Origin of the sequence: Rhodococcus sp. T2V, from assembly GCF_029269925.1 — a bacterium.
GTDB classification, from domain to species: domain Bacteria; phylum Actinomycetota; class Actinomycetes; order Mycobacteriales; family Mycobacteriaceae; genus Rhodococcus_F; species Rhodococcus_F koreensis.
In genome coordinates this window covers 1-21700 of record NZ_JARJBD010000100.1, presented here as the reverse complement: position 1 = coordinate 21700, position 21700 = coordinate 1, and the positions used below count along the sequence as shown (strand labels likewise).

Genomic DNA, 21700 nt, shown 5'->3' with positions numbered 1-21700 from the left:
AGATAGCCGACTGGTTCGAACAGCCTGTCTTCCCACCGCCCGGCTAGCCGGAGGACGCCGCCTACCTGGACGCCCATCTGCATCAGCCTGGATGCCGAGCCGGGTTCGGCGCGCGACGTTTTGGATACGAGTTCGCGAGCGAGTGCGAATGCGCCGTACGGTACACGACTGCGACGCAATCGACTTCACGCCATGCGACGAAAGCCAGCCGATGCATGTGAGGGCGGTGGGCTTTACAGAAGGCTCATTGAAGAGAACGATACCCGCCGTCCGCAATTCGGACGGGGAATCCCGTCGGCGGTTCCGAGTCGGGTCAGTCGAACCGCCGAAGCATGGAAGACCCCGCCAGCAACTGGGGGTCCGCTGGCGGGGTCACGCGCCGCTCGAATGCGGGGGTGGGCGACGCTGCAGCAATTTTATGGCGTATGGCACGGCGGTCCAGCAATTGTGACGCAGCATACATTAGCCTCTCCGCCGGTCCCGCATGTGGCACAGCTTGCCGCAGGTCAACCGCGGACCTGGTCGCGGCGGAACCGTTCACGCGAACGACACGAGGCCCGCCCAGAGTTTCTCGCCTGGATGCCACCAGTCGAACCTGCTCGCAAAGATGCCGGCGACAGCGCTGAGGCTGATTAACGCTACGGGCGCGAACCAGTGGTGTGCTTCCCGACTGTCGTTCATAGGTCCCCTACCGTTCTGCTCGGAATGTCCGCTGGTCTTCGTAGATACGGGAACCCGTCAGCCCTTACTGGGACGTGAGTGCTGACGGGCCCTGCCTCCTTGGCGCAAGGAGGAATCCTCCACCCGTCATCGGCGGGGATGCCCCTCGCTGAAGAGACGCGGCAAATAACATCATGTGGTACGCCCGTACCACAAGAGATTATTGAAAGTTTTGACGTCGAATACATCACACCCGGTCATGGCAACATTGTGATAGCAGACCTTATCGCATGCGCGACGAAACCCGGCCTGTCGAGGGAGGTGGTTTCCGAGCCAGGAATTGCGGATGGTGGTCGATCGACGCGGACTGATCGTAAGTGGGAAGCCGGTTGTCATCACTTGGGATGCGCCCTGCACATTTCCGAATGGCAATGGGCGTGAGCCGTTTCCGCTGGAAGCGGCGGAAATCCGAACGGTGCGCGTCAGACGGGTATGCGATTCTTGGTCGATGCATGCTGTGCGATTCGCTGGTGTCGTCCATCCTGAGGCGGATGGCTGGTATCTCGACGGTCCGTCACCACGTATCAGTTCGGCACTCGAATCGACATCACGAGCGACTGGCAGTTGTGAAGCTGACGGGGGAGTTGGTGGATCGGTTCATCGAAATGCTCCCTAGCGGTAAATATCTTGCGAACGTCGATGGGTCGAGTCACGGAGCGCTGGCGCTGATGGACACCATGTCCTGGACTCGCGATGTAGAAAAGGACCCTGCCGGCTGAGCGCACGAAACCCACCGACGGAACGTGGGAGGACCTGCCGGTGGGCCCCATGCCGCATCCCTCATCGGTGCGGCGGCGAAGCCCCACCGGGCTACGGATGGGGGCGAGGCAGGACTTCTGCACGAGAGGCGAGTAGGTAATCGACCCGGGGTGCGCGCTCAGACCATTCGCGGCGGTCCGCCACCGCCACAGCTATGCTCACCGTTCAACCATCGACTGCATCACACAAAAGCACCCCTCTCCTTCTGTGCGGAGTGGAGTGTTTCGGCGTGTGATCTATCCCGGCCACGCACCTCGGCCTGGGTCTTGCCGTCACATCACCGGGAGGCGACGCGTGGCGACTATTGGTGCGCGATATGGACGAACCCCTCAATGCCAGCCCTAGCCCGAAACGGACAATGCGCCCCGGATTGCGGGTCGGGGCTCATACGCCCAACCGGGATGAACAGAACAGACCTCCCATGAGGCTGCGGAGTTCCATTGATGGGACACCAGACACTGGCGGACCGGGTGTCCTGCAGGGGATGTCGGTAGGCGGGCAAACGGAACCGCTACACCCCGAGTTCACGGAGCAGTCCACCCGAATAGAGATCGAGACCGGGCGCCCTTCGCGCATGTCGCGAAGGAGAATAGCGTCGGCGAGCAGTTGGTCGGCGAATGGGTCGTCCAGGCGAAGGTCGAGGGGCCGAGCGACGACGGTCGGGGTACGACAGTCGCGGCCGCACACCATGAAACAGGTGAGCATCGCACCGCCGACTGTCTTGGTCGCCCGATCCGCGACTCTCGCTGAGCACTGGTAGCGTTCGTGCAGCTAATCGGGGTGGGTCCATTCATTACTCGTTTTCTCGCTCACGGGGGCAGGGAAGGTGTTTCAGTTGGCTCAACAGGCCAGGGCTGCGGCGACGAGAGCGCAAATCGTGCTCGGAGCGGCGGAGACGTTCGAGAAGCAAGGCTATGTCGGGGCCAGCCTCGGAACCATTATCGAGAATACCGGCCTCACCAAGGGTGCGTTGTACTTTCATTTCAGGTCGAAGGAAGAGTTGGCGCGGTGCATCGTCGCCGAGCAGCACGCCACCTCCATCGCCTCGGTCGCGGCGATCGGCCGCGAGCAGGCTTCGGCGATCGAGCAGATTGTGATGCTCTGCCATGAGATGGCCCGGCAGATCGTGCACGACCCGATCGTCCGCGCCGGCATCCGGATCACCCTGGAGCTGAGTGCCGACGAGCAGGGCCCCACCGATCCCTACCTGGACTGGATCAATACGTGCGAGCAGTTGGCGCGGCGCGCCATCGATCAGGGCGACCTCAAGTCCGACATCGATCCGCCGCGGTTCGCCCGGTTCGTGATCGGTGCCTTCACCGGTGTCCAAACGGTCTCGCAGGTGCTCGCGCACCGCACCGACCTCGAACAGCGGGTCGACGACATGTGGATGTTCCTGCTGCCCGGGATCATGCCCGCAGACCGGCAGTCGGACATCGGGCGGATCCGCAAGGTCCGCAGCGTCGGCGCACCCGGTGTCGGTATCGGGCAGGTGGCGGCAGGGCGCTGAGTAGCTCAGCGGCGGGCAAGCCGTACGCATCCTGTGGTGACGTCGACGCCGGCCTGCCGGATCACCGCCCGCACCGACAGCGGATCCTCGTCGAGGGCCCGGATTCGGATGGTGGCGCGCTGGTCGAGTTCGGCGAAGCGGTGGAACACCGCGTCGATCGATTCCAGGTGGGCGTCCGGAACCTGGAGGGCTGCGAACGCGCCCTGGCGCAGCGCCTCCAGGAGCAGCATTCCGGGCAGGTGATCGAGTGGGTGGTCGAACAACACTGGGTGGGTCACGTCAACCTGCAACTCCCACTCGCCCGGCGCGGCCTGCCGGCCGAGGACCACGTGCTGGTCTTCGACGTGCCCCACCACGGCGGGCGGTATCGCGGCGCCACACCTGGCCGGGCCGGGGGTCCGCGGGCCGGCGGTGCCCCACCGTGCCCTCGTGTAGGCGGACAGCGAGAGTGCAGCGGCGACACCCGATGCCGATCCGATCTCCCGATCCGCCAGCCAAAACCGCAGCTCAACCCGGAAACTCGACAGCACCCCACCGCGGCACACCAGATCGGACAGGGTGGCGACCGCCGTCACGTCCGCGGCCACCGCCCCGACCTCCAAGGCGTCGAGGTGCGCGCGGACGTGCAGGTCCTGCATGACGAATCGCCGGTTCAGCGGCACCCGGTATCGGCTGTGGGCGAGGTAGATCGCCGCTTGCCGCAGTGTTTCCCCCAGCAGCATCGGGTCGTACAGGCCGTCCCGTGCGCGGTAGAAGCCGTGCAGTCGCGGCCACTGCGCTGCGACGGCGAACCCGTTCGGCTCGGGGAGCTCGACGCAATCGGTGAGGAAGACCTCCGCGACCGCCTGGCGGTGCACATAGCGGCGGGTTACCGTCCGCTCGAACGACAGGACGGGAAGTGCCTCACACAGTGGTTGGCATGCTCGCGTCACGAACCCCTCCACAGAAACCGACCGGTCTTTTGTGCCGGGATGTCGAACTATAGTGGAGTCGGACAAGTGACCAGCCGGGGGACATCCTGCGGCGAGTCCGCGAAAAGACTGCGGAGTGGGGAACGGTTCGAGAGTGAACAGCCGCCAAGTAGGGCCTGGGAATGATCGTCGGCAACTCGCCGACAGGCAGTGTCGACGACGGGCGAGTTCTTCACTCGTCTCCGACACGCCGCGAAGATGTTATTCACCCACGGAATGGGGGTCGCAGTAGTACTCGCAGAAAATCGGGCGGATACGCCTGGGTAGGCTCCTCGAGCGAGGGATCTTCGGGTTCTTCCGGAGGTGCTGATTGGCCACACGGGTGTTCGCGGACGAGGAACTGGAGGCGCTGCGGAGGTTCCCCGAGATCGGTCGGGAGGAGTTGTTCCGGTTCTTCACGTTGACCCCGGCGGACGTGGCTTTCGTCGATCCTGGGCGGGGCCGGGGATCGGCCGACCGGCTGGGGCTTGCGGTGGCGCTGTGTTCGTTGCCGTGGTTGGGATTCGTGCCGGACAAGGTGGCGCCGGCACCGCAGGCGGCGGTGGTGCGGCTGGCGGAGCAGCTTCAGGTTGATCCGGGTGCCATCCGCTCGTACGGGCGTCGCGCGAAGACGCGGACGGAGCATCTTCGGCTGGCGGCACGGTATCTGGGGTGGCGGCCGCCGACGTCGCTGGAGCTCAGGGAGTTGGATGAGTTCCTGCTCGCACGGGCGTTGGAACTCGGAGCTGGATTCGATCAACCGAGACTTCACCCGAGTCGGCTACACGCCGAAATATTGTGGGGAGCACGCCACCGTTGCGGATATACAGAAGTTCGCGGCGGGAGTCGACTCTCATGCGGACCCGAAAGACAACATCGCCCGCGCGCACCTCGACGTGGGAGGGAATCACATCGTCGTCGAGTGCAGTGAGCCCGAGGACGGAGATCGGCTCGTCACCGCGCAGCGTCAGACTGTCGAGGTTGTCGCCGTCGATGAACTGGAGCGGGATGATGCCCATTGCAACGAGATTGGACCGGTGGATCCGCTCGAACGATTCGGCGATGACGGCACGGACACCGAGGAGGCGAGTCCCTTTTGCCGCCCAGTCCCGCGACGATCCGATGCCGTAGGATTTGCCGGCGATGATCACCAGTGGGGTGCCCGCGGCTCGATAGCGTTCCGAGGCGTCGAATATGTCGACGACGTCACCCTCAGGAAGTATGCGGGTGAATCCGCCGTCGGTCCCCGGCACCAGCTTGTTCTGTAGTCGGGCATTGGCGAAGGTTCCTCGCACCATCACTTCGTGGTTGCCGCGGCGCGATCCGTAGGAGCCTAAGTCTGACTCCTGCACTCCCCATTCGCGTAGTAGATCTGCTGCGGGACTATGGGCATCGATGACACCGGCGGGGGATATGTGGTCGGTGGTGACCCCGTCGCCGAACACCGCCAGGGCGCGGGCTTCGATGATGTCGTCGACGCTGCGGGCGTCGACGGCCACGTTGTCCAGGAACGGCGGCCGGCGTATATAGGTCGATGTGTCGTCGAAGGTGAAGAGTGGACCAGACGGGTGCGAGATCTTCGCCCATCTCTCGTCGCCGACGAAGAGGTCGGCCGCACGGTGCCGGTACAGCTCGGTGCGGACAACAGCACCGATCACATCGGCAATATCGTCGTCGGTGGGCCAGATATCGGCGAGATACACCGGTCGACCCTCGGCATCGACACCCAGCGGATCGGAGGTCAGATCGATGTTCATCGACCCCGCGATCGCGTACGCGACGACCAGCGGCGGCGACGCCAGATACCCGAGCTTGACTGCCGGATGTATGCGGCCTTCGAAGTTCCGGTTACCCGACAGCACTGCCGCGACCGACAGATTCCGTGCCGCGACGGTGTCGGTGACGTCGCGAGGGAGCGGTCCGGAGTTTCCGGAGCACGTGGTGCATCCGTATCCGACAACCGCGAAACCGAGTTCTTCGAGGGAACTGAGCAGGTCGGCCCGCCTGAGGTAGTCGGTCACGACCGCCGAGCCGGGGGCGAGTGAGGTTTTCACCCAGCTCTTGGCTCTGAGTCCGCGCGCTGCTGCGTTCCGGGCCAGCAGACCGGCGGCGACCATCACCGACGGATTCGAGGTGTTGGTGCAGCTGGTGATCGCGGCGATGATGATCGCTCCGTCGTGCAGCTGGTCGAGGGATCCGTCAGCGGTGGGCGCCGGATCGGGAGTCCCCTGTGCGGTGTCGGTCGACAGCGCGGTCGCGAGGCTGGACTTCGCGTCGCCGAGGAGGATCCGCTGATCTGGCCGGCTCGGACCGGCGATCGAGGCACTGATCGCGCTGAGGTCGATGGCGATCAGTTGGCTGTACGTGGGTGTCGTGGATGGGTCGTGCCAGTGCTGTTGTGCCCGGGCGTACTCTTCGACCAGACGCACCTGAGCATTGGATCTCCCGGACAGGCGCAGATACCGCAGTGTTTCTGCGTCGATGGGGAAATAGGCGCAGGTCGAGCCGTACTCCGGTGCCATGTTGGCGATGGTGGCTCGGGTTTCCAACGACAGGCCGGGCAGTCCCGGTCCGCAGAACTCGACGAACTTGCCCACTACTCCGTGCCCGCGGAGCGTATCGGTCAGGGACAGCACCAGGTCTGTGGCGGTGACGCCTGCGGCGAGTTGTCCGCTGAGGCGAACGCCGACGACCTCGGGTGCCCCCATTTCCAGCGGCTCGCCGAGTGCGGTGCTGATGGCCTCGATGCCTCCGACGCCCCAGCCCAGTACGCCCAGGGCATTGACCATGGTGGTGTGGGAGTCGGTTCCGACGCAGCTGTCGAGCTGGGCGCGCCCGTTTCGGATGGTGACCACCTCGGAGAGGTATTCGAGGTTCACCTGGTGCACGATGCCCTTGTTCGGTGGCACGATCTCGAGCTTGTCGAACGCTGTTTGTGCCCACCGGAGGAAGGTGTAGCGCTCACCGTTGCGGTGGTACTCCAGCTCCACGTTGGACGCCAGGGCCGCGGCGACACCGGCGTGGTCGACGCTGATCGAGTGATCGACCACCAGCTGGATCGGGATCACCGGTTCGAGTGTCGAGGTGGCATCGATCCGCCGGGTGACGGCCTCCCGCAGTGCGGCGAGATCGGCCAGACACGGGACACCGGTGAGGTCTTGCAGCAGCACGCGGGCGGGCCGAAACCCGAGGACCGCGTGGGTGTGGTGGCGGGTGCCCGCAACGACCTGCTCAGCGGCGCCGCTCTCGTGGCTGGCGAGGTTGTCGAGCAAGGCCCGGAGGCTGTAGGGCAGCGTCTCGAGGTCTCCGAAGCCGGAGAGTGGTCGGTAGGAGGCGCCGCAGGGCAGGGTTGCGTGTGTCATCGCGCCACGAACACCTTTCCGCGCATCAGCATGCGCGCGGTCCGGTAGAGCACGACGCTGTTCACCCGGGGCTCACCGTCATCGGCGGTGACGTCGGCGTCCACTGATACCACGCCGGACGGGCTCGCCACGCGCAGCAGGTGTCCGTCGCCACCGGCCGCGGCGGCGACGATGGTTCCTGGGATCTTGGCGGCCGCTGCCACGGACATGGCCCCGGTCACCTGAATGGCGCGGTGGATCCGACCCATCGACTCGACGCGGGCGACGATGTCGTGTTCGTTGGCCGAGACCGTGGTTCCGGACAAGGTCGCGACCGGTCGCGGCGGGGCGACGATGCCCAGTTTGGGGCTGACCAGCGGGACCTCCGCTGGAGCGGCTGCCAGGCCCATGGCGACGCCCGCGGCGCGTCGGATCGCGTCGATGCGTTGCATGATGCCCGGGGTGGCTTCGATGTCGTCGGGCAGTTCGGATCCGTCGAGACCGAGGCTTGAGGCCGCGACGAACGCCAGGGGGCTGCCGGCGTCGACCATCGTCACCTCGATCGGTTGCCCGTCCACCGTGAGGGTGTCTGTTGCTGCTCCGGTGGGTAGTACGCCGGCGGTGATGCTTCCACCGGGGTCGAGGAACTCCAGCCGGATCGGTGCACCCGATCCGGCGACGCCGGGAACGGTGCAGTCGCCCTCGACGACGGCGAGTCCGTCGCGCACGGTGAATCGCGCGTTGATGATCTTGCCGGTGTTGGTGTTGTGGATGCGGACGAGGGTGTCGCCGTCCGGTCGCTGAACCAGGCCGGTGTCGACGGCGTAGGGGCCGACTGCCGCCGAGAGGTTGCCGCAGTTGGCGGCGTACTCGACGATCGGTCGGTCCACCGAGATTTGGGCGAAGGTGTAGTCGATGTCGGCGTCTGGTCGCGTGGGGGGTCCGATGATCGCCGCTTTCGACAGTGACGACAGTCCTCCCCCTAATCCGTTGAGCTGGCGGCCGTAGGGGTCGGGGCTGCCCAGGACCTGCAGCAGTACCTGATCTCGTTCATCGGGGGCGGTCGGCAGGTCGTCTGCTCGGAAGAAGACTCCTTTGCTCGTGCCGCCTCGCATGAAGGCGGCGTCGATGGCCCGCTGAGTCATGCGTGCACCCCCACGAATTCGCGCATGATCGCGGGGAGCACTCCACCGTGCCGCAGGCAGTCGACTTCCTTGTCGGTTTCGATACGGATTCTCAAATCAATCGTCTCCGTGGTTCCGTCGGCGCGGTGAATGGACAATGTGGCGGTCGCGTCGGGAGCCAATCCGTCCGAGATGCCGTGGACATCGAAGGTTTCGGTCCCGTCCAACTTCAAGGAGTCGATGTCGGTTCCGGCGGGTAGCTGCAGCGGAATCAGATTCATGCGCACCAGGTTTGCCCGGTGGATTCGCTCGAAGCTGCCGGCGACGATGGCTTTGACGCCCAGAAGGTTTGGGCCCTTGGCGGCCCAGTCCCGTGAGGATCCGCAACCGTAGTTGCGGCCGGCGAAGACCAGCAGTGGGACCTCTCGCCGCCGGTAGGTCATGGCTGCGTCGTAGACGTCAGCGGTCTGCCCTTCGGGGAACACCTTGGTGAACGGTCCATCGTGTCCCTGCATGATGGCGTTCTTCAGTCGCCGGTTCGCGAAGGTCGCTCGTTGGGCGACGACGTGATCGGCCCGTCGCGAGACGTAGGAGTTGAAGTCCTTGCGTTCGACCCCGCGGTCTTGGAGGTATCGACCGGCGGGGCTTTCGGGGTGGATTGCTCCGGACGGCGAGATGTCGTCGGTGGTGACGGAATCGCCGAGAACGACCAGGGCGCGGGCCCCGTCGATGTCTTGTGGCGGTGCGGGCAACTCGGTCGCCACATCCTCGAACCACGGTGGGCGTCGGATGTAGTTGCTGATCTGGTCCCAGTCGAAGGTCGGAGTCGGGTCGCCGGCCAGGGCGTTCCACTCTTCCGAGCCTTCGAACAGATCCTCATAACTGCGGACGAACTCGTCGGGGTCGGACGCTGTCGCCAGGACTGCGGCGACTTCTTCCGACGTCGGCCACAGGTCGCGCAGGTAGATGTCGCGTGTGGAATCGAGTGGTTCGGTGGTGATGTCGGTGAACATCGATCCGGCGATGGCGTAGGCGACCACCAGCGCCGGTGATGCCAGGTAGGACGCGTTCACGTGCGGATGAATCCGGCCCGCGAAGTTGCGGTTTCCCGACAGCACGGCGGTGCCGAAGATTTCGCCGGCGATGACGGCGTCGGTGATCTCGGGCGCCAGGTCGCCGGAGTTGCCGTTGCAGGTTGCGCAGCCGAAACCCGCCACCTGGAAGCCGAGTGCGTTCAGATCATCGAGCAGTCCGGTCTTTTTCAGCTGCTCGGCTACGATCCGCGAGCCCGGGGTGAAGGACGTCTTGACCCAGGGCTTGGGCGCGAGACCGGCGAGCCGCGCCTTGCGTGCGACCAAGCCTGCGGTCGCCATACCCACGGGGTTGGAGGTGTTGGTGCAGCTGGTGATGGCCGCGATGAGGATCGCACCGTCCTGCACCGAGAATCCTGACGTACCCGCGATTGCCGACTGGGGAGTCTGTCGTCCTGTTGTGGCCGCCCAATGCTCGTGGAATCGAGCGGCCGCCGAGACCAGATCGATCCGCTGCTCGGGATTGCGTGGACCGGCGATGCAGGGCAGCACCTGCGCAAGATCGATCCGGATCACGTCGTTGTAGTCGGGGACGGAAGCATCGTCGGTGAACCACATGCCCTGCTGCCGCATGTAGGTCTCGACGTGGTCCACGTGCGCGGGGTCGCGGCCGGTCGTGCGCAGATAGTCGACGGTTCGTTCGTCCACCGGGAAGTAGGCCATGGTGGCGCCGTATTCCGGTGCCATATTCGCGATGGTCGCGCGGTCGGCGACGGTCAATCCGGTCAGGCCGGGACCGTAGAATTCCACGAACTGCCCGACGACGTCCTGGGCGCGCAGTGTCTCGGTGATGGTCAGCACCAAGTCGGTGGCCGTCGCTCCCTCCGGAAGTCGACCGACGATCTCGACGCCCGTGACTTTGGGCAGCGCGAACACCACGGGATTGTCCAGCATCGCGCCTTCCGCTTCGATGCCACCGACACCCCATCCCACCACTCCGATGCCGTTGATCATCGGTGTGTGGCTGTCGGTGCCCACGAGCGTGTCCGGAGACAGGAAGGGTGTGGGGTCATCGGAGCGGCCGACGACCGTGGCCAGTCGCTCCAGGTTGATCTGGTGCATGATTCCCTTGCCCGGGGGCACGACCCGCAGTTTCTTGTACGCGCCCTGGGCCCATCGGACGAACGCGAAGCGCTCGCGGTTGCGCCTCAACTCCATCCGCTCGTTCACTGCACGAGCAGTGGGATTCGCCCACGAATCCACTCGCAACGAGTGGTCGATGATCAGGTCTGTCTGCACCGCGGTGTCGACCGCATTCGGATCGAATCCCTGCGCTGCCGCGGCATCACGGAATGCGGTCAGGTCGGTGAGCAGTGGGATGCCCAAGCCCTCCTGCAACAGCACCCGCGAAGGCCAGAACGGCACCGACCCTCCCAGTTCGCGGTCGAGGATGCTCTCTGCGCCCTGGGCCGCCGCCTGGTCGGTGTCCGCGCGACGAAGCGCATTCTCCAGCAGGGGCCGCAGGCAGTACGGCAACCGCAGATATCGCGGATCGTTGATCGGCATCGGCGTGTACTCGTAACCCAGAGTCTCGATGGTATGCCGCGGAAGTTGTGACAACGTCGTCTCCTACCAAATGTTGGATACTTGTATACAAACATACAGAGAAGGAAGGGCTGTGCCTAGCCCCGGAGACGTTCTCGGAACCGCCAACGTCCGCATGCGACTCACAACGACGGCGGCGTAAAGCCCGCCCACCTAGGGTGATTCGTCGGACCTACACGCGGATATCCCGGCGTGGCGCACCATGCTCTGCGCCGGCCGAACCACGGCAGCCGACTACGAGGCAAGGATCAGAGGACGCTGCAGGCGGCGGCTGACCGGCAACCAACCGGGAGGTCAGGGCAACAGCGCAAACTTGGGAGTCGGCATGGCGATGTCCGCCCTGAGCAACCAGCCCCAGGGCGGACTAAACCCTCTTTCGTCGACACCCTCGACTCAGAGCCGCATTTACGACGTGACGGGCGCGGCCGCTTCCTGCTCGAGCGCGAGGACGGCGTTATGGCACGCGCTGTCGATGTGTTCACGCGCGCGACGTTCCGCCAGCTCGGCATCGCCTGCAGCGACTGCCCTTCCGAGCGCACGGTGCTCTTCACAGGCGGCGCGACGACGGTCGATGCTGCGGAAATTGACCCCACGGTAGCGGCGCACATGACCCCAGATGAGCTCCAAAATCTGGTCCACACGCTCGTTGCCGGCGATCTTGGCCAAATGCTGGTGAAACTCGCCGCCCAGCCGATAGCTCTCGGCCTCATGCTCAACCATCAGTTCCTGCCGGTCCAGGATGCTGTCCATGATCGTGATATCGGCGGGGGTGATCCGTTGACTCGCCTCGCGGGCGATCACCCCTTCCAACACGGCGCGGACGGTGTACAGCTGCCGCATGTCCGTGGCGTCGAGCTCGGATGCATACATTCCACCGGTAGCCGCCTTCGCAGCCAAACCCTCGCTGAGCAGCCGGTTCAACGCCTCGCGCACCGGGGTGCGGCTCACGCCGAGTTGCGACGCGAGATTGACCTCACTAAGCCTGGCGCCCGGCTCAATCTCGAGCGACACGATCCGTTCCCGCAGATTTTCGTATACGAGATTCGCACCCGACGGGCGTCGTAGTCCGGACATATCCGCCATGCTTTCCACCTCCGCGATCGTATTCAGTCTGGCACAGCCGACGGAGTCCGAGCTTCAGTGTCCCGCGCAACCATCAACCGCCGATTGTGACTGTTGACACACGCCCTCCTCCAGTGCCAGACTTCGTCTACTTGCATACAAGTATGCACGATGACGTGAAGCTCCCGCCACCGCGCGACCCCAACAATCCGTGGCAAGTGAGGAGATCGGACATGCCCACGCTCGGAGGTCCAAGGGGGCACACCCTTCTTGGGACCATCGTGGCCGCGGCATCACCGCCCTCGTATTGCCCCGCCATACATTCACACTCGCCGAAATGGCACTCGATACTGCACTCCATACGGTATCCGGTGATGTACACCACTACACCCTGAAGGATCTCCGATGCTGGTCATACTCGGCTTCTCGATGATCGCGGTATTCATGTACCTGATCATGAGCAAGCGCATCACCCCGGTCGCAGCGCTGATCGTGGTGCCATCCGTGTTCGCCCTGTTCGCCGGCGCCGGACTCGGCCTGAGCGACATGATCATGGAGTCGCTCCTCAAGCTCGCCCCCACCGCCGCCCTGCTGTTCTTCGCGATCACCTTCTTCGGGATCATGATCGACGTCGGTCTGTTCGACCCGCTGATCCGGCTGATCCTCAAGTTCGTCCGCAACGACCCGATGAAACTGGTCGTCGGCACGGCCCTGTTGACGTCGATCGTCTCCCTCGACGGGGACGGCTCCACCACGTTCATCATCGTGACCTCGGCGTTCCTGCCGATCTACCTCAAACTGCGGATGAGCCCGGTCGTGCTGACCGTGGTCGCGGCGACCGCGAACGGCGTGCTGAACACCGTGCCGTGGGGTGGGTCGACCGCCCGGGCGGCGGCCGCACTGAATGTCTCGCCGATCGACATCTTCGTCCCGATGATCCCGTCGATCGCCGCCGGCCTGATCGCCGTGATGGTCCTCGCCTACTTCCTGGGCCGCAGCGAACGCAAGCGCGTCGGACTGCTGACCCTCGAACCCGTTGCGGCAGAAGCCGACACCGCGAAGGCGCTCGTGCGTTCCGGCTCGGGCGATGACACCGGCCGCACGACCCCGCCCGCGCACCCGTCCGCCGGCGACGACGTCTCCGATTTCGCCGAACTCCCCACAGTGGGTGATCATCTCGAGCGGCCCAAGGCCCGCCCGAGGCTGGTGTGGATCAACTTCGCGCTGACCGTCGCCGTGATGACCGTGCTCGTGCTCGGCACCCTTGCGCCTCCCGTCATCCTCATGCTCGGAGTGGGTGTCGCGCTGATCATCAACTTCCCCCGGGTCGCCGAACAGGCCGACCAGATCAAGGCCCACGCGTCGAGCGTGGTGTCGGTGGTGTCCCTGGTCTTCGCCGCGTCGGTGCTCACCGGAGTGCTGTCGGGAACCGGAATGGTCGAGGCCATGGCCCAATGGCTCGTCGACATCATCCCGACCAGCTTCGGCCCACACCTGGCCATCGTCACCGGCCTGCTGAGCCTGCCGCTGACCTTCTTCATGAGCAACGACGCCTTCTTCTTCGGCGTGCTCCCGGTCCTCAACGAAACCGCCGGTCACTACGGCATCGCCCCCGAGGAGATGGCCCGCGCCGCGATCGTGGGGCAACCGCTGCACACCTCCAGCCCCCTGGTCGCCGCCTTCCTCCTGCTCGTGGGTCTCGCCAAGGTCGAACTCGGTGACCACCAGAAGAAGGCGATCTGGCGCGCCTCGCTCGTCGGTCTCGTCATGCTCGTCGTCGGCGTCCTCGTCGCCGCATACCCCGGATAGGACGGAACGCATGAACTACGTCGTTTTGCTCAATGACCGCCCCGAAAGCCAAGCCGCCCTGCAGTGGACCCTCGACACCGCGGTCGACCTGGCTGCGGACCCCGCAGAGGTGACGGTCCACATCGTTCTCGCCGGATCCGGAGATTCACCGGCCGGCCCGAACTACACCTCCCCGGCGCTGGCGTCCCACGCCGAGGATCACCTGACGGCGGCGGGCGTGAAGTACGAATTGCACAGTGCAGAAGCAGATCTTGCCGATCAAGTCGTCACGATCGCCACCGCGGCCGGTGCCGACCTCATCGCACTGGGCCTACGACGCAGATCCGCCACGATGAAGCTGATCCTCGGCAGCCACACCCAGCGCATCCTCCTCGACGCACCGTGCCCCGTCGTGACGGTCAAGGACCCCGTCTAGGTGCACCCGGTCAGGACGTTGAGAGCGGGCCTGTCCGCTTGATGCGAGGAGAACCTCCGGTTGGGGCGTGGCTTGTCTCAGGCTCACAACCAGCCGGAGGTCCTCATGCCCGACAGGAATGCCCGAACCCAGGTTCGCGGCAGACTCCTGATCGCCGATCGGTGTCGCGAGGACCGGGCCGAACGCCCACATCACGGCAGCCGAACAGCATTTCACGCCGGGGCGTGAACGGGTGGATCACCCGAAACGGCAACGCCCGTGAAGCAGCCTGGACGGAATCGATCCTTGCGCGATCCGGGTATCGCACTCCTGTCAGAAGTCCGCGGTGATCCCGACCTGGGCGCCGAGGGTTTCGAGGTCGGTGCGGGTCTGGTCGGGCAGCACGACGCCGCCGGCGTCGAGGTTGCGGTGCTCGGCGCGGTCCTCGAGTTCGCCGGGATAGAAGATCTCCTCGGCGCCCTCGGCGAGGGGGGTGTTCTTGACCTCGTCGATGAGTTCGCCGACCGAGTCGAGGTACGCGGCGGTCGAGCCCATGGCGGCGACGTCGATGGCGATGAACAGATGCCCTGCGCCGCTGACCTTGTCGGCCTCGTACGGTCCGCGGACCCGCGATCCCATGCGGCTTCCGGTGAGGGCACCGGAGAGGATGTCCATCATGAACGTGATGGCGTAACCCTTGTGCCCGGCCATGGGGAGAATGACACCGTCGATGGCGGCGGCCGGGTCGGTGGTGACGCGCCCGGCCGAATCCATCGCCCAGGTGGACGGAATCTCCTCGCCGCGGTTGCGGGCGAGGTAGATCTTGCCGCGGGCAACGGCGGTGTTGGCGATGTCGACGGCCACGACGCCCGAACCGGAGGGGGCCGGGGCGGCGATCGACCACGGGTTGGTGCCGAGGACCTTTTCGCGACCGCCCCACGGCGCCATCGCCGGGCTGGCGTTGGTGGTCAGGATCGACACGCACCCGTCCTGGGCGGCGCGCCGGGTGTAGTACATCGCGGTGCCGAAGTGGTTGGAGTTGCGTACTCCGACCACACCGACGCCGTGCTCGCGGGCCCGGGCGACGGCCTCGCGGCGAGCCGTTTCGGTGAGGACCTGCCCGATCCCGTCGCGTCCGTCGAGCAGTAGCAGAGCGCCGCCGTCGACCAGGGTTTCCGGGCTGGTCACCGTGGTCATCGCCCCGGACTGCAGGCGGGCCGCGTACCAGGGCAGGCGGAGAACACCGTGGGACTGGTGTCCCCACAGGTCGGCCTGCACCAGGCTGTCGAGAACCAGGGCCGCGTCGTCGCCAGGCACACCGATCTTCTCCAGTACCTCGCAGCCGAAGGCGGTCAGAGCCTCGGGCTTCACGCGGACGTCGTTCATGTCAGTTCCCCGTTCCTATTCGATACGCTTCGGTATACACTATGACATACCTAAGGGGATTCAGGAAAGAGTTCAAAGGAGAACCATGCTCAGTCTGATCGTGTCGGTGCAGGTCAAGCCCGAAAAGCGGGAGAGGTTCCTGGAGGTGATCGCCGACAATGCGGCGCGGTCGGTGCGGGACGAACCGGGGTGCCTGCGCTTCGATGTCGTCGAGCATGCCGAGGAGCCCAACCGCTTCTTCTTCTACGAGCTCTACCGCGACACCGAGGCGTTCGCCGAGCACAAGACGGCCCCGCACTTCGCCGGCTGGCGGGCCGGCGCGGACGAATGCCTGGTTCCCGGCAGCCAGGTCAACACCTTCGCCGAGGTGCTCGTCAGTGAATCCGATGCGACCGCGCACGCCTGAGCCCGCCGCTTCCACCCGTCCCGCCGTTCGAAGGACCCGTTCATGACTGCCACCATCACCACCATCAACCCCGCCACCGGGCAACCGCTGGCCACGTACGAGGCGATGTCACCGGAGCGCATCGATGCGCTCGTCGACGCCGCCGCGACCGCCCAGAAGCAGTGGGCGACCGAGGAGTTCAAGACCCGCGGCGAAATCCTGCGGTCCGCGGCCACCGTCCTGCGGGAGCGGTCGGAGGACCTGGCCCGGCTGGTGACCCGGGAGATGGGCAAGCCGCTGACCGAGTCCCGCGCCGAGGTCGACAAGTGCGCGATCGGCCTCGAGTACTACGCCGACAACGCCGCCACCTTCCTCGCCGACGAGGACTACCCCACCTCCGCCGATCGCAGCTGGGTGTCCTACGAGCCGGTCGGGATCGTGCTGGCGATCATGCCGTGGAATTTCCCGCTCTGGCAGGTGTTCCGCTTCGCCGCTCCCGCCCTGATGGCCGGCAACGCCGCCCTGCTCAAGCACTCCTCCAACACCACCGGCAGCGCCCTGGCCTGCCAGGACATTCTGCTGGCTGCGGGGCTGCCCGCCGGGTTGTTCACCACCGTGCTGATCGCCGAACCCGACGTGCCCGCCGCCACCGAGAAACTGATCGCCGACCCGCGGATCGGGGCGGTGACCATCACCGGCAGCGAACGCGCCGGCAGCGCCGTCGGCTCGATCGCCGGCCGGGAGATCAAGAAGTCGGTCCTCGAACTCGGCGGCTCCGATCCGTTCGTGATCCTCGCCGACGCCGACCTTCCCCGCGTGGCCGCGCTCGCCGCCCGCGGCCGGTTCCTCAACAACGGACAGAGCTGCATCTCCCCGAAACGGTTCATCGTCGACGCCACCGTCGCCGAGGAGTTCACCCGCCTGTTCGTCGACAACGTCGGCCGGCTGCAGGTCGGCGACCCGGAAACCGACGGCACCGATGTCGGGCCGATGGCCCGCAGGGATCTGCTCGAGGGCATCGACCGGCAGGTTCAGTCCGCGGTCGCCGCCGGGGCCACCGTCCTGCACGGCGGGCACCCGCTCGAGGGCACCGACGGGTTCTTCTACGCCCCCACCGTTCTCGGTGACGTGCGGCCCGGGATGTCGGTCTACGCCGAGGAGACCTTCGGGCCGGTCGCGACGATCATCACCGTCGACGGGCCCGACGAGGCGGTACGGGTGGCCAACGACACCCCGTTCGGGCTCGGCGCCAGCGTCTGGGGCACCGACGTCGACGCCGCCATCGCCGTCGGCCGGCGCATCGAGTCCGGGGCGTGCTTCATCAACTCCGTCGTCGCCTCCGACGCCCGGATGCCGTTCGGGGGCACCAAACGCTCCGGCTACGGCCGCGAACTCGCCGCTCCCGGAATCCGCGAATTCGTCAACATCCGCACCTGGTGGGCGATGAACGAACCCGGCGCCCAGGCCCCGGTCTCCGAATAGTCCCCCACCTGAGTTCCCAAACACCTCAGTAATCAAGGAGTTTCGTTTCATGACCGACATCACCACCGCCGATCCCACCGCCCTGGCCGTCTCCGCGCAGCTGCGGGACGGACGCAACGCCGCCGTGCTGCGCTCCTCCGAGATCACCCCCCGCCAGCGCGGCGGCGGCGCCCGCACCATCCCGCTGGTCTCCCAGCAGGTCGGTGGCAAGGACTTCCTCAACGGCATCACCATGTTCGGGCCCGGCGCCGCGATCCCCGAGCACTTCCACAACTGCGACGAGTCCGTGCTCATCATCCGCGGCTCCGCGGTCGCGCACATCGACGGCATCGAGCACCCGGTCACCGTCGGCGACAACTCATTCATCCCCGCCGGCATCCCACACTTCTTCCGCAACGCCTCCGACACGGACGAGCTGCACATCTTCTGGACCTACGCCTCCGTGGACGCGAACCGGACCATCGTCGCCACCGGTGCGACCACCCGCATCGACGAGGAACACGGCACCAACCTCACCTGACCCGCCCACCCGGCTCTGCGAAAGGACACCCGATCATGGTGTGGGAGATCGCCCGCCTCGACATACACGAGGGCCACAATCAGGCCTTCGAAGCCGCACTCACCGAGGCGGTTCCCCTGTTCGCCCGCGCGCACGGGTGCCGCGGCATGCAAGTCCAGCACAGCACCGAGCACCCGCAGCGGTACTACCTGATCGTCGACTGGAACACCCTCGACGACCACACCGTCCGGTTCCGCGAATCCGACGACTTCGCCCGGTGGCGCGGTCTGGTCGGTGAGCACTTCGCGCAACCCCCGGTCGTCGAACACACCGATCGTCTCGACGTCGGATTCACCGCGGAGCCGGTGCGGTGACCAGCGTGCGGCTGAGTCGGCGGTCGTTCCTGGCCGCCGGAGGCGGGGCGGTGGCCGTGGCGGCGGCCGCCGTCGGCGCGGGCATGGGCGCGGCGGGGGCGTGGCCGCTCGGATCGAGCGACGACGGGGGCCCGGAGCGGGCGATGTTCGCCTACGTCGGCTGCTACACCACCGCCAAGAGGGAAGGCCACGGGCAGGGCATCGCCGTGTTCCAGGTCGATCGGTCCGGGCGGTGGGAGCCGGTGCAGGTGCTGCCCACGACACCGAACCCGTCCTATCTGATCACCGACCGGGCCGCGACCACCCTCTATTCGGCCGAAGGCGACGGCAACCGCGTCACCTTCTTCCGGATCGACAGCGGCACAGGACATCTCACCGAACTCGGCACCGTCGACACGGGCGGCACCAACGGAGTGCACCTGTCCCTCTCCCCTGACGAGACCCGGCTGGTCGTCGCCAACTACGCCACCGGGTCGATCGCGGTCTTCCCCCGCGCCGCCGACGGCACCCTCGGGCCGCGATCGCAACTGGTGCAGCTGACCGGCACGCCCGGGCCGCTGCCGGAAGACCAGAAGGGGCCCCAACCGCATCAGGTGTTGTTCGAACCGACCGGCCGGCACCTGATCGTCCCGGACAAGGGCACCGACCGGCTGCACCGGCTCGGCTACGATCCGGCATCCGGGTCGCTGTCGGTGCTCGGCGATCCGGTGCTCACGCCGCCGGGAACCGGACCGCGGCATCTGGCCTATCACCCATATCTACCGGCGTTCTACCTGGTCGACGAGCTGTCCTCGCAGGTCACCGTCTACCACTACGACCAGCAGACCGCCGCCGTCACCGCCGGCGCGTCCGTGTCGACGGTGCCGGCCGGAGTCGAGGGTGAATCGACGGCCGCGGCGATCGTGATCAGCCGCGACGGCCGATTCGTCCACGTCTCGAACCGGGGGCACGATTCGGTCGCCTCGTTCGGCATCACCCCGGTCGGATCCCTGCTGCCTCCGGCCCTGACCGACACCGCGGGTCACCAGCCGCGGTTCATGACCCTCGATCCCCCGGGCGGGACCTTGTATGTGGCGAACCAGAAGGGCGACAGCATCGTTGCGTTCGCCCTCGATCCCGTGACGGGGCGACTGGACCGTCGCGGGGAGCCGATCGCCACCGGCACGCCGTCGTGCATCACCTTCGTCGACGCTCTGTGACCGCAGCCGCCCCCACGTCCGGGGCTGCTCATCGAAAGGACTTTTGCGTGCGCATGCCTACCCACGATCCGTCCTGCATCGCGCTCGCGCGGACCTGGCTGCTCGCGGCCGCCGCCGATCCCGCGGTGATCGCCGCCGCAGACTCCTGCCGCGCCGATGTGCTCGTCCTCGACCTCGAGGACGGCGTCGCCGACCGCGACAAGGCCGCCGCCCGGCGGCACACCGCCCGGTGGCGCGGTGACGGCCATACCGACTGGGTGCGGATCAACGACGCCACCACCAGTCACTGGTCCGAGGACCTGCGAATGCTCGCCGACACCGGTCGCCTCGGCGGGGTGATGCTGGCCAAGACCGAGCACGCCGAACAGGTCGAGGCCACCGCCGACCGATTGCCCGCCGGCACTGCGATCGTGGCGCTGATCGAGTCCGCGCTCGGACTCGAGGAGGCCCGCCCCATCGCCCGGGCCGCCGCCACCGTGCGGCTGGCGTTCGGCAGCGGCGACTTCCGCCGTGACACCGGGGCCGGGGCCGACCCGGTGTCGTTGGCGTACGCCCGCTCACGTCTGGTCGTCGCCAGCCGCGCCGAGCGGATCGCACCGCCCATCGACGGCACCACCCACGCCGACACCGACACCGATCTGCTCGCCGGGGTCGCGGTCGGCGTCGCGGCCGGGATGACCGGCAAGCTGTGTCTGCGCCCGGACCACATCGCCTCGATCAACACGGCACTGTCCCGACCGCACGACATCGACTGGGCCGAGGCCGTCATCGCCCGTCTCGGCGTGGACGGCGCGCACGTCACCAACGGCAGCGACCGACCGAAACTTGCCCGAGCCCTCCGCATCCGGCAGCTCGTGACCGCCTTCGCCACCGATGGCGCCTGAAAACCAGTCCGCCGCGCGGCCCGAACCGACATTCACCCGCGTAGCGGACCTTCCCGCAGCGTGCCGTCCGCACCACCTCCAGGTGCGGGCGGCACGCTGCCTTTCATTGTCTCGGGTGACAGAAGCTGGGTCAGCACTGGCGCGTTCGGTCATCGGCGCCAGTTCGCCAGTGCCGGCCGGTGGGACTGGCAGTTAGTGTTAGTACCCTGCCCCTGAGTCGGGTAACCGGCCCGGATGTCCATTTCGTCGATGTCGGTGCCCCCAGGACATGCCCTCCCCGGTGGTAAATCGGACGGGGTATGGGAAGGAGGAAGGGGACGCCGAAGCCGCGCGCGGAATCATGATCCGGCGTCCCACCTGAGATATGCAAAGCCAGGACCTGCGACGCGTACTGGGCATTTTGCCGGGCATCCGCGACCGGGATGCGGGACGCAAACGGTGGGTGAGATCGCGTGATGCATTCTCACCCACCGTGGCCGGGGAACTGGATGTCGGCTAGGCGGGTTCCTTGACGCCCACCACCGGGCAGGGCGCGTCGAGCAGGATGCGCTGGGTGTGACTGCCGAGCAGCAGCTTCATCGCCGCGGACCGTCGGCGCAATCCGAGTGCGACGAGGTCGGCCCCGGTATCGGTGGCCAGGGTGACGACCTGGTCCGCGAGATCGCCTTCGGCGGCGTGCAGTTCGTACTTCACACCGGCATCCTGTAACCGCTGGCGCGCCTGCGCGGCGAGTGCCGGGGAGGTGTAGTTCGGACTGGCCGGTGAATCCGCGCCGCCGGCCATCACGATGTGCACCGTCACCGCCGCGGGGTCGTCGGCGAGCTTTCCGGCGGTGTCGAGCGCCCAGTCGAGTGCGCTGTGGCTTTCCGGTCGATCGGTGAGCAAGACGACGAAGTTCATGGCGGGATTCCGTCCTATCCGGGATATGCGGCGAAGAGGATGCCGACGACGAGCATGACCAAACCAACCACGGAAGCGCGCCAGATCGCCTTCTTCTGATGGTCACCGAGTTCGACCTTGGCCAGGCCCACCAGCAGCAGGAACGAAGCGACCAGGGGGCTGGAGGTGTGCAGGGGCTGTCCGATGATCGCGGCGCGGGCCATCTCCTCGGGGGCGATACCGTAGTGCGAAGCCGTCTCGTTGAGCACCGGGAGCACACCGAAGAAGAAGGCGTCGTTGCTCATGA

At 66.4% G+C, this 21700-nt stretch carries 16 protein-coding genes and 2 pseudogenes; 10 read left to right on the top strand and 8 right to left on the bottom strand.

Annotated features, from left to right (window positions below; translation table 11 throughout):
- Positions 1–2314: 2314 nt before the first annotated feature.
- A complete protein-coding gene (locus P3H15_RS44705) occupies positions 2315–2989 on the top strand; it encodes a ScbR family autoregulator-binding transcription factor (protein WP_276143179.1) in 675 nt (224 codons plus the stop codon).
- A gap of 5 nt (positions 2990–2994) precedes the next feature.
- Here the strand turns inward: P3H15_RS44705 and P3H15_RS44700 are convergent, their stop codons facing one another.
- Positions 2995–3921, bottom strand: coding sequence for a ScbA/BarX family gamma-butyrolactone biosynthesis protein (locus P3H15_RS44700; protein ID WP_276143178.1), 927 nt, complete (start codon positions 3919–3921; stop codon positions 2995–2997).
- 349 nt (positions 3922–4270) lie between these two features.
- On the opposite strand from P3H15_RS44700, the pseudogene P3H15_RS44695 reads away from it, so the two are divergent.
- Positions 4271–4678, top strand: a pseudogene (locus tag P3H15_RS44695) (DUF4158 domain-containing protein); the annotation flags it as partial.
- Here the strand turns inward: P3H15_RS44695 and acnA (P3H15_RS44690) are convergent.
- The 4 genes from acnA (P3H15_RS44690) to P3H15_RS44675 all read right to left on the bottom strand — a co-directional run bounded on the left by acnA (P3H15_RS44690) (position 4638) and on the right by P3H15_RS44675 (position 12123).
- Positions 4638–7301, bottom strand: coding sequence for an aconitate hydratase AcnA (gene acnA / locus P3H15_RS44690; protein ID WP_276143177.1), 2664 nt, complete (start codon positions 7299–7301; stop codon positions 4638–4640). The pseudogene P3H15_RS44695 and the gene acnA (P3H15_RS44690) overlap by 41 nt on opposite strands.
- The gene (locus tag P3H15_RS44685) at positions 7298–8425 is read right to left on the bottom strand and encodes a 2-methylaconitate cis-trans isomerase PrpF family protein (RefSeq protein WP_276143176.1); all 1128 of its coding nucleotides are present in this window, start codon (positions 8423–8425) and stop codon (positions 7298–7300) included. The genes acnA (P3H15_RS44690) and P3H15_RS44685 overlap by 4 nt, the downstream gene beginning before the upstream one ends.
- Positions 8422–11055 carry an aconitate hydratase AcnA gene (gene acnA / locus P3H15_RS44680; RefSeq protein ID WP_276143175.1) on the bottom strand — a complete coding sequence of 878 codons (2634 nt, stop codon included), beginning with the start codon at positions 11053–11055 and terminating at the stop codon, positions 8422–8424. The genes P3H15_RS44685 and acnA (P3H15_RS44680) overlap by 4 nt, the downstream gene beginning before the upstream one ends.
- 390 nt (positions 11056–11445) lie before the next feature.
- A complete protein-coding gene (locus P3H15_RS44675) occupies positions 11446–12123 on the bottom strand; it encodes a GntR family transcriptional regulator (RefSeq protein ID WP_276143191.1) in 678 nt (225 codons plus the stop codon).
- Positions 12124–12507: 384 nt separating this feature from the next.
- On the opposite strand from P3H15_RS44675, the gene P3H15_RS44670 reads away from it, so the two are divergent.
- Both P3H15_RS44670 and P3H15_RS44665 read left to right on the top strand, forming a co-directional pair.
- Positions 12508–13911, top strand: coding sequence for a CitMHS family transporter (locus P3H15_RS44670; protein ID WP_276143174.1), 1404 nt, complete (start codon positions 12508–12510; stop codon positions 13909–13911).
- A 10-nt stretch (positions 13912–13921) separates the two neighbouring features.
- Positions 13922–14326 carry a universal stress protein gene (locus P3H15_RS44665; RefSeq protein ID WP_276143173.1) on the top strand — a complete coding sequence of 135 codons (405 nt, stop codon included), beginning with the start codon at positions 13922–13924 and terminating at the stop codon, positions 14324–14326.
- A 312-nt stretch (positions 14327–14638) separates the two neighbouring features.
- Here the strand turns inward: P3H15_RS44665 and P3H15_RS44660 are convergent, their stop codons facing one another.
- Positions 14639–15691 carry an Ldh family oxidoreductase gene (locus P3H15_RS44660; RefSeq protein WP_276143172.1) on the bottom strand — a complete coding sequence of 351 codons (1053 nt, stop codon included), beginning with the start codon at positions 15689–15691 and terminating at the stop codon, positions 14639–14641.
- A gap of 85 nt (positions 15692–15776) precedes the next feature.
- Here P3H15_RS44660 and P3H15_RS44655 point away from each other — a divergent pair, with 85 nt between their 5' ends.
- From P3H15_RS44655 to P3H15_RS44630, 6 genes are read left to right on the top strand one after another with little or no spacing between them, the layout of a single operon-like run.
- The gene (locus tag P3H15_RS44655; protein WP_276143171.1) at positions 15777–16097 is read left to right on the top strand and encodes a putative quinol monooxygenase; all 321 of its coding nucleotides are present in this window, start codon (positions 15777–15779) and stop codon (positions 16095–16097) included.
- A gap of 42 nt (positions 16098–16139) precedes the next feature.
- Positions 16140–17558: an NAD-dependent succinate-semialdehyde dehydrogenase gene (locus tag P3H15_RS44650; RefSeq protein ID WP_276143170.1), complete on the top strand. Its 1419-nt coding sequence runs from the start codon at positions 16140–16142 to the stop codon at positions 17556–17558.
- A 49-nt stretch (positions 17559–17607) separates the two neighbouring features.
- On the top strand, positions 17608–18078 hold the full coding sequence (locus P3H15_RS44645) for a cupin domain-containing protein (RefSeq protein ID WP_276143169.1): 471 nt from the start codon (positions 17608–17610) through the stop codon (positions 18076–18078).
- 35 nt (positions 18079–18113) lie between these two features.
- Positions 18114–18431 carry an antibiotic biosynthesis monooxygenase gene (locus tag P3H15_RS44640; RefSeq protein WP_276143168.1) on the top strand — a complete coding sequence of 106 codons (318 nt, stop codon included), beginning with the start codon at positions 18114–18116 and terminating at the stop codon, positions 18429–18431.
- Positions 18428–19630, top strand: coding sequence for a lactonase family protein (locus tag P3H15_RS44635; RefSeq protein ID WP_276143167.1), 1203 nt, complete (start codon positions 18428–18430; stop codon positions 19628–19630). The genes P3H15_RS44640 and P3H15_RS44635 overlap by 4 nt, the downstream gene beginning before the upstream one ends.
- Positions 19631–19683: 53 nt before the next feature.
- Positions 19684–20514: a CoA ester lyase gene (locus P3H15_RS44630; RefSeq protein WP_276143166.1), complete on the top strand. Its 831-nt coding sequence runs from the start codon at positions 19684–19686 to the stop codon at positions 20512–20514.
- Between the two features lie 495 nt (positions 20515–21009).
- Here P3H15_RS44630 and P3H15_RS44625 read toward each other — a convergent pair whose 3' ends face one another.
- Positions 21010–21414 carry a universal stress protein gene (locus tag P3H15_RS44625; RefSeq protein WP_276143165.1) on the bottom strand — a complete coding sequence of 135 codons (405 nt, stop codon included), beginning with the start codon at positions 21412–21414 and terminating at the stop codon, positions 21010–21012.
- Between the two features lie 14 nt (positions 21415–21428).
- A pseudogene (locus tag P3H15_RS44620) lies at positions 21429–21700 on the bottom strand (citrate:proton symporter); the annotation flags it as partial.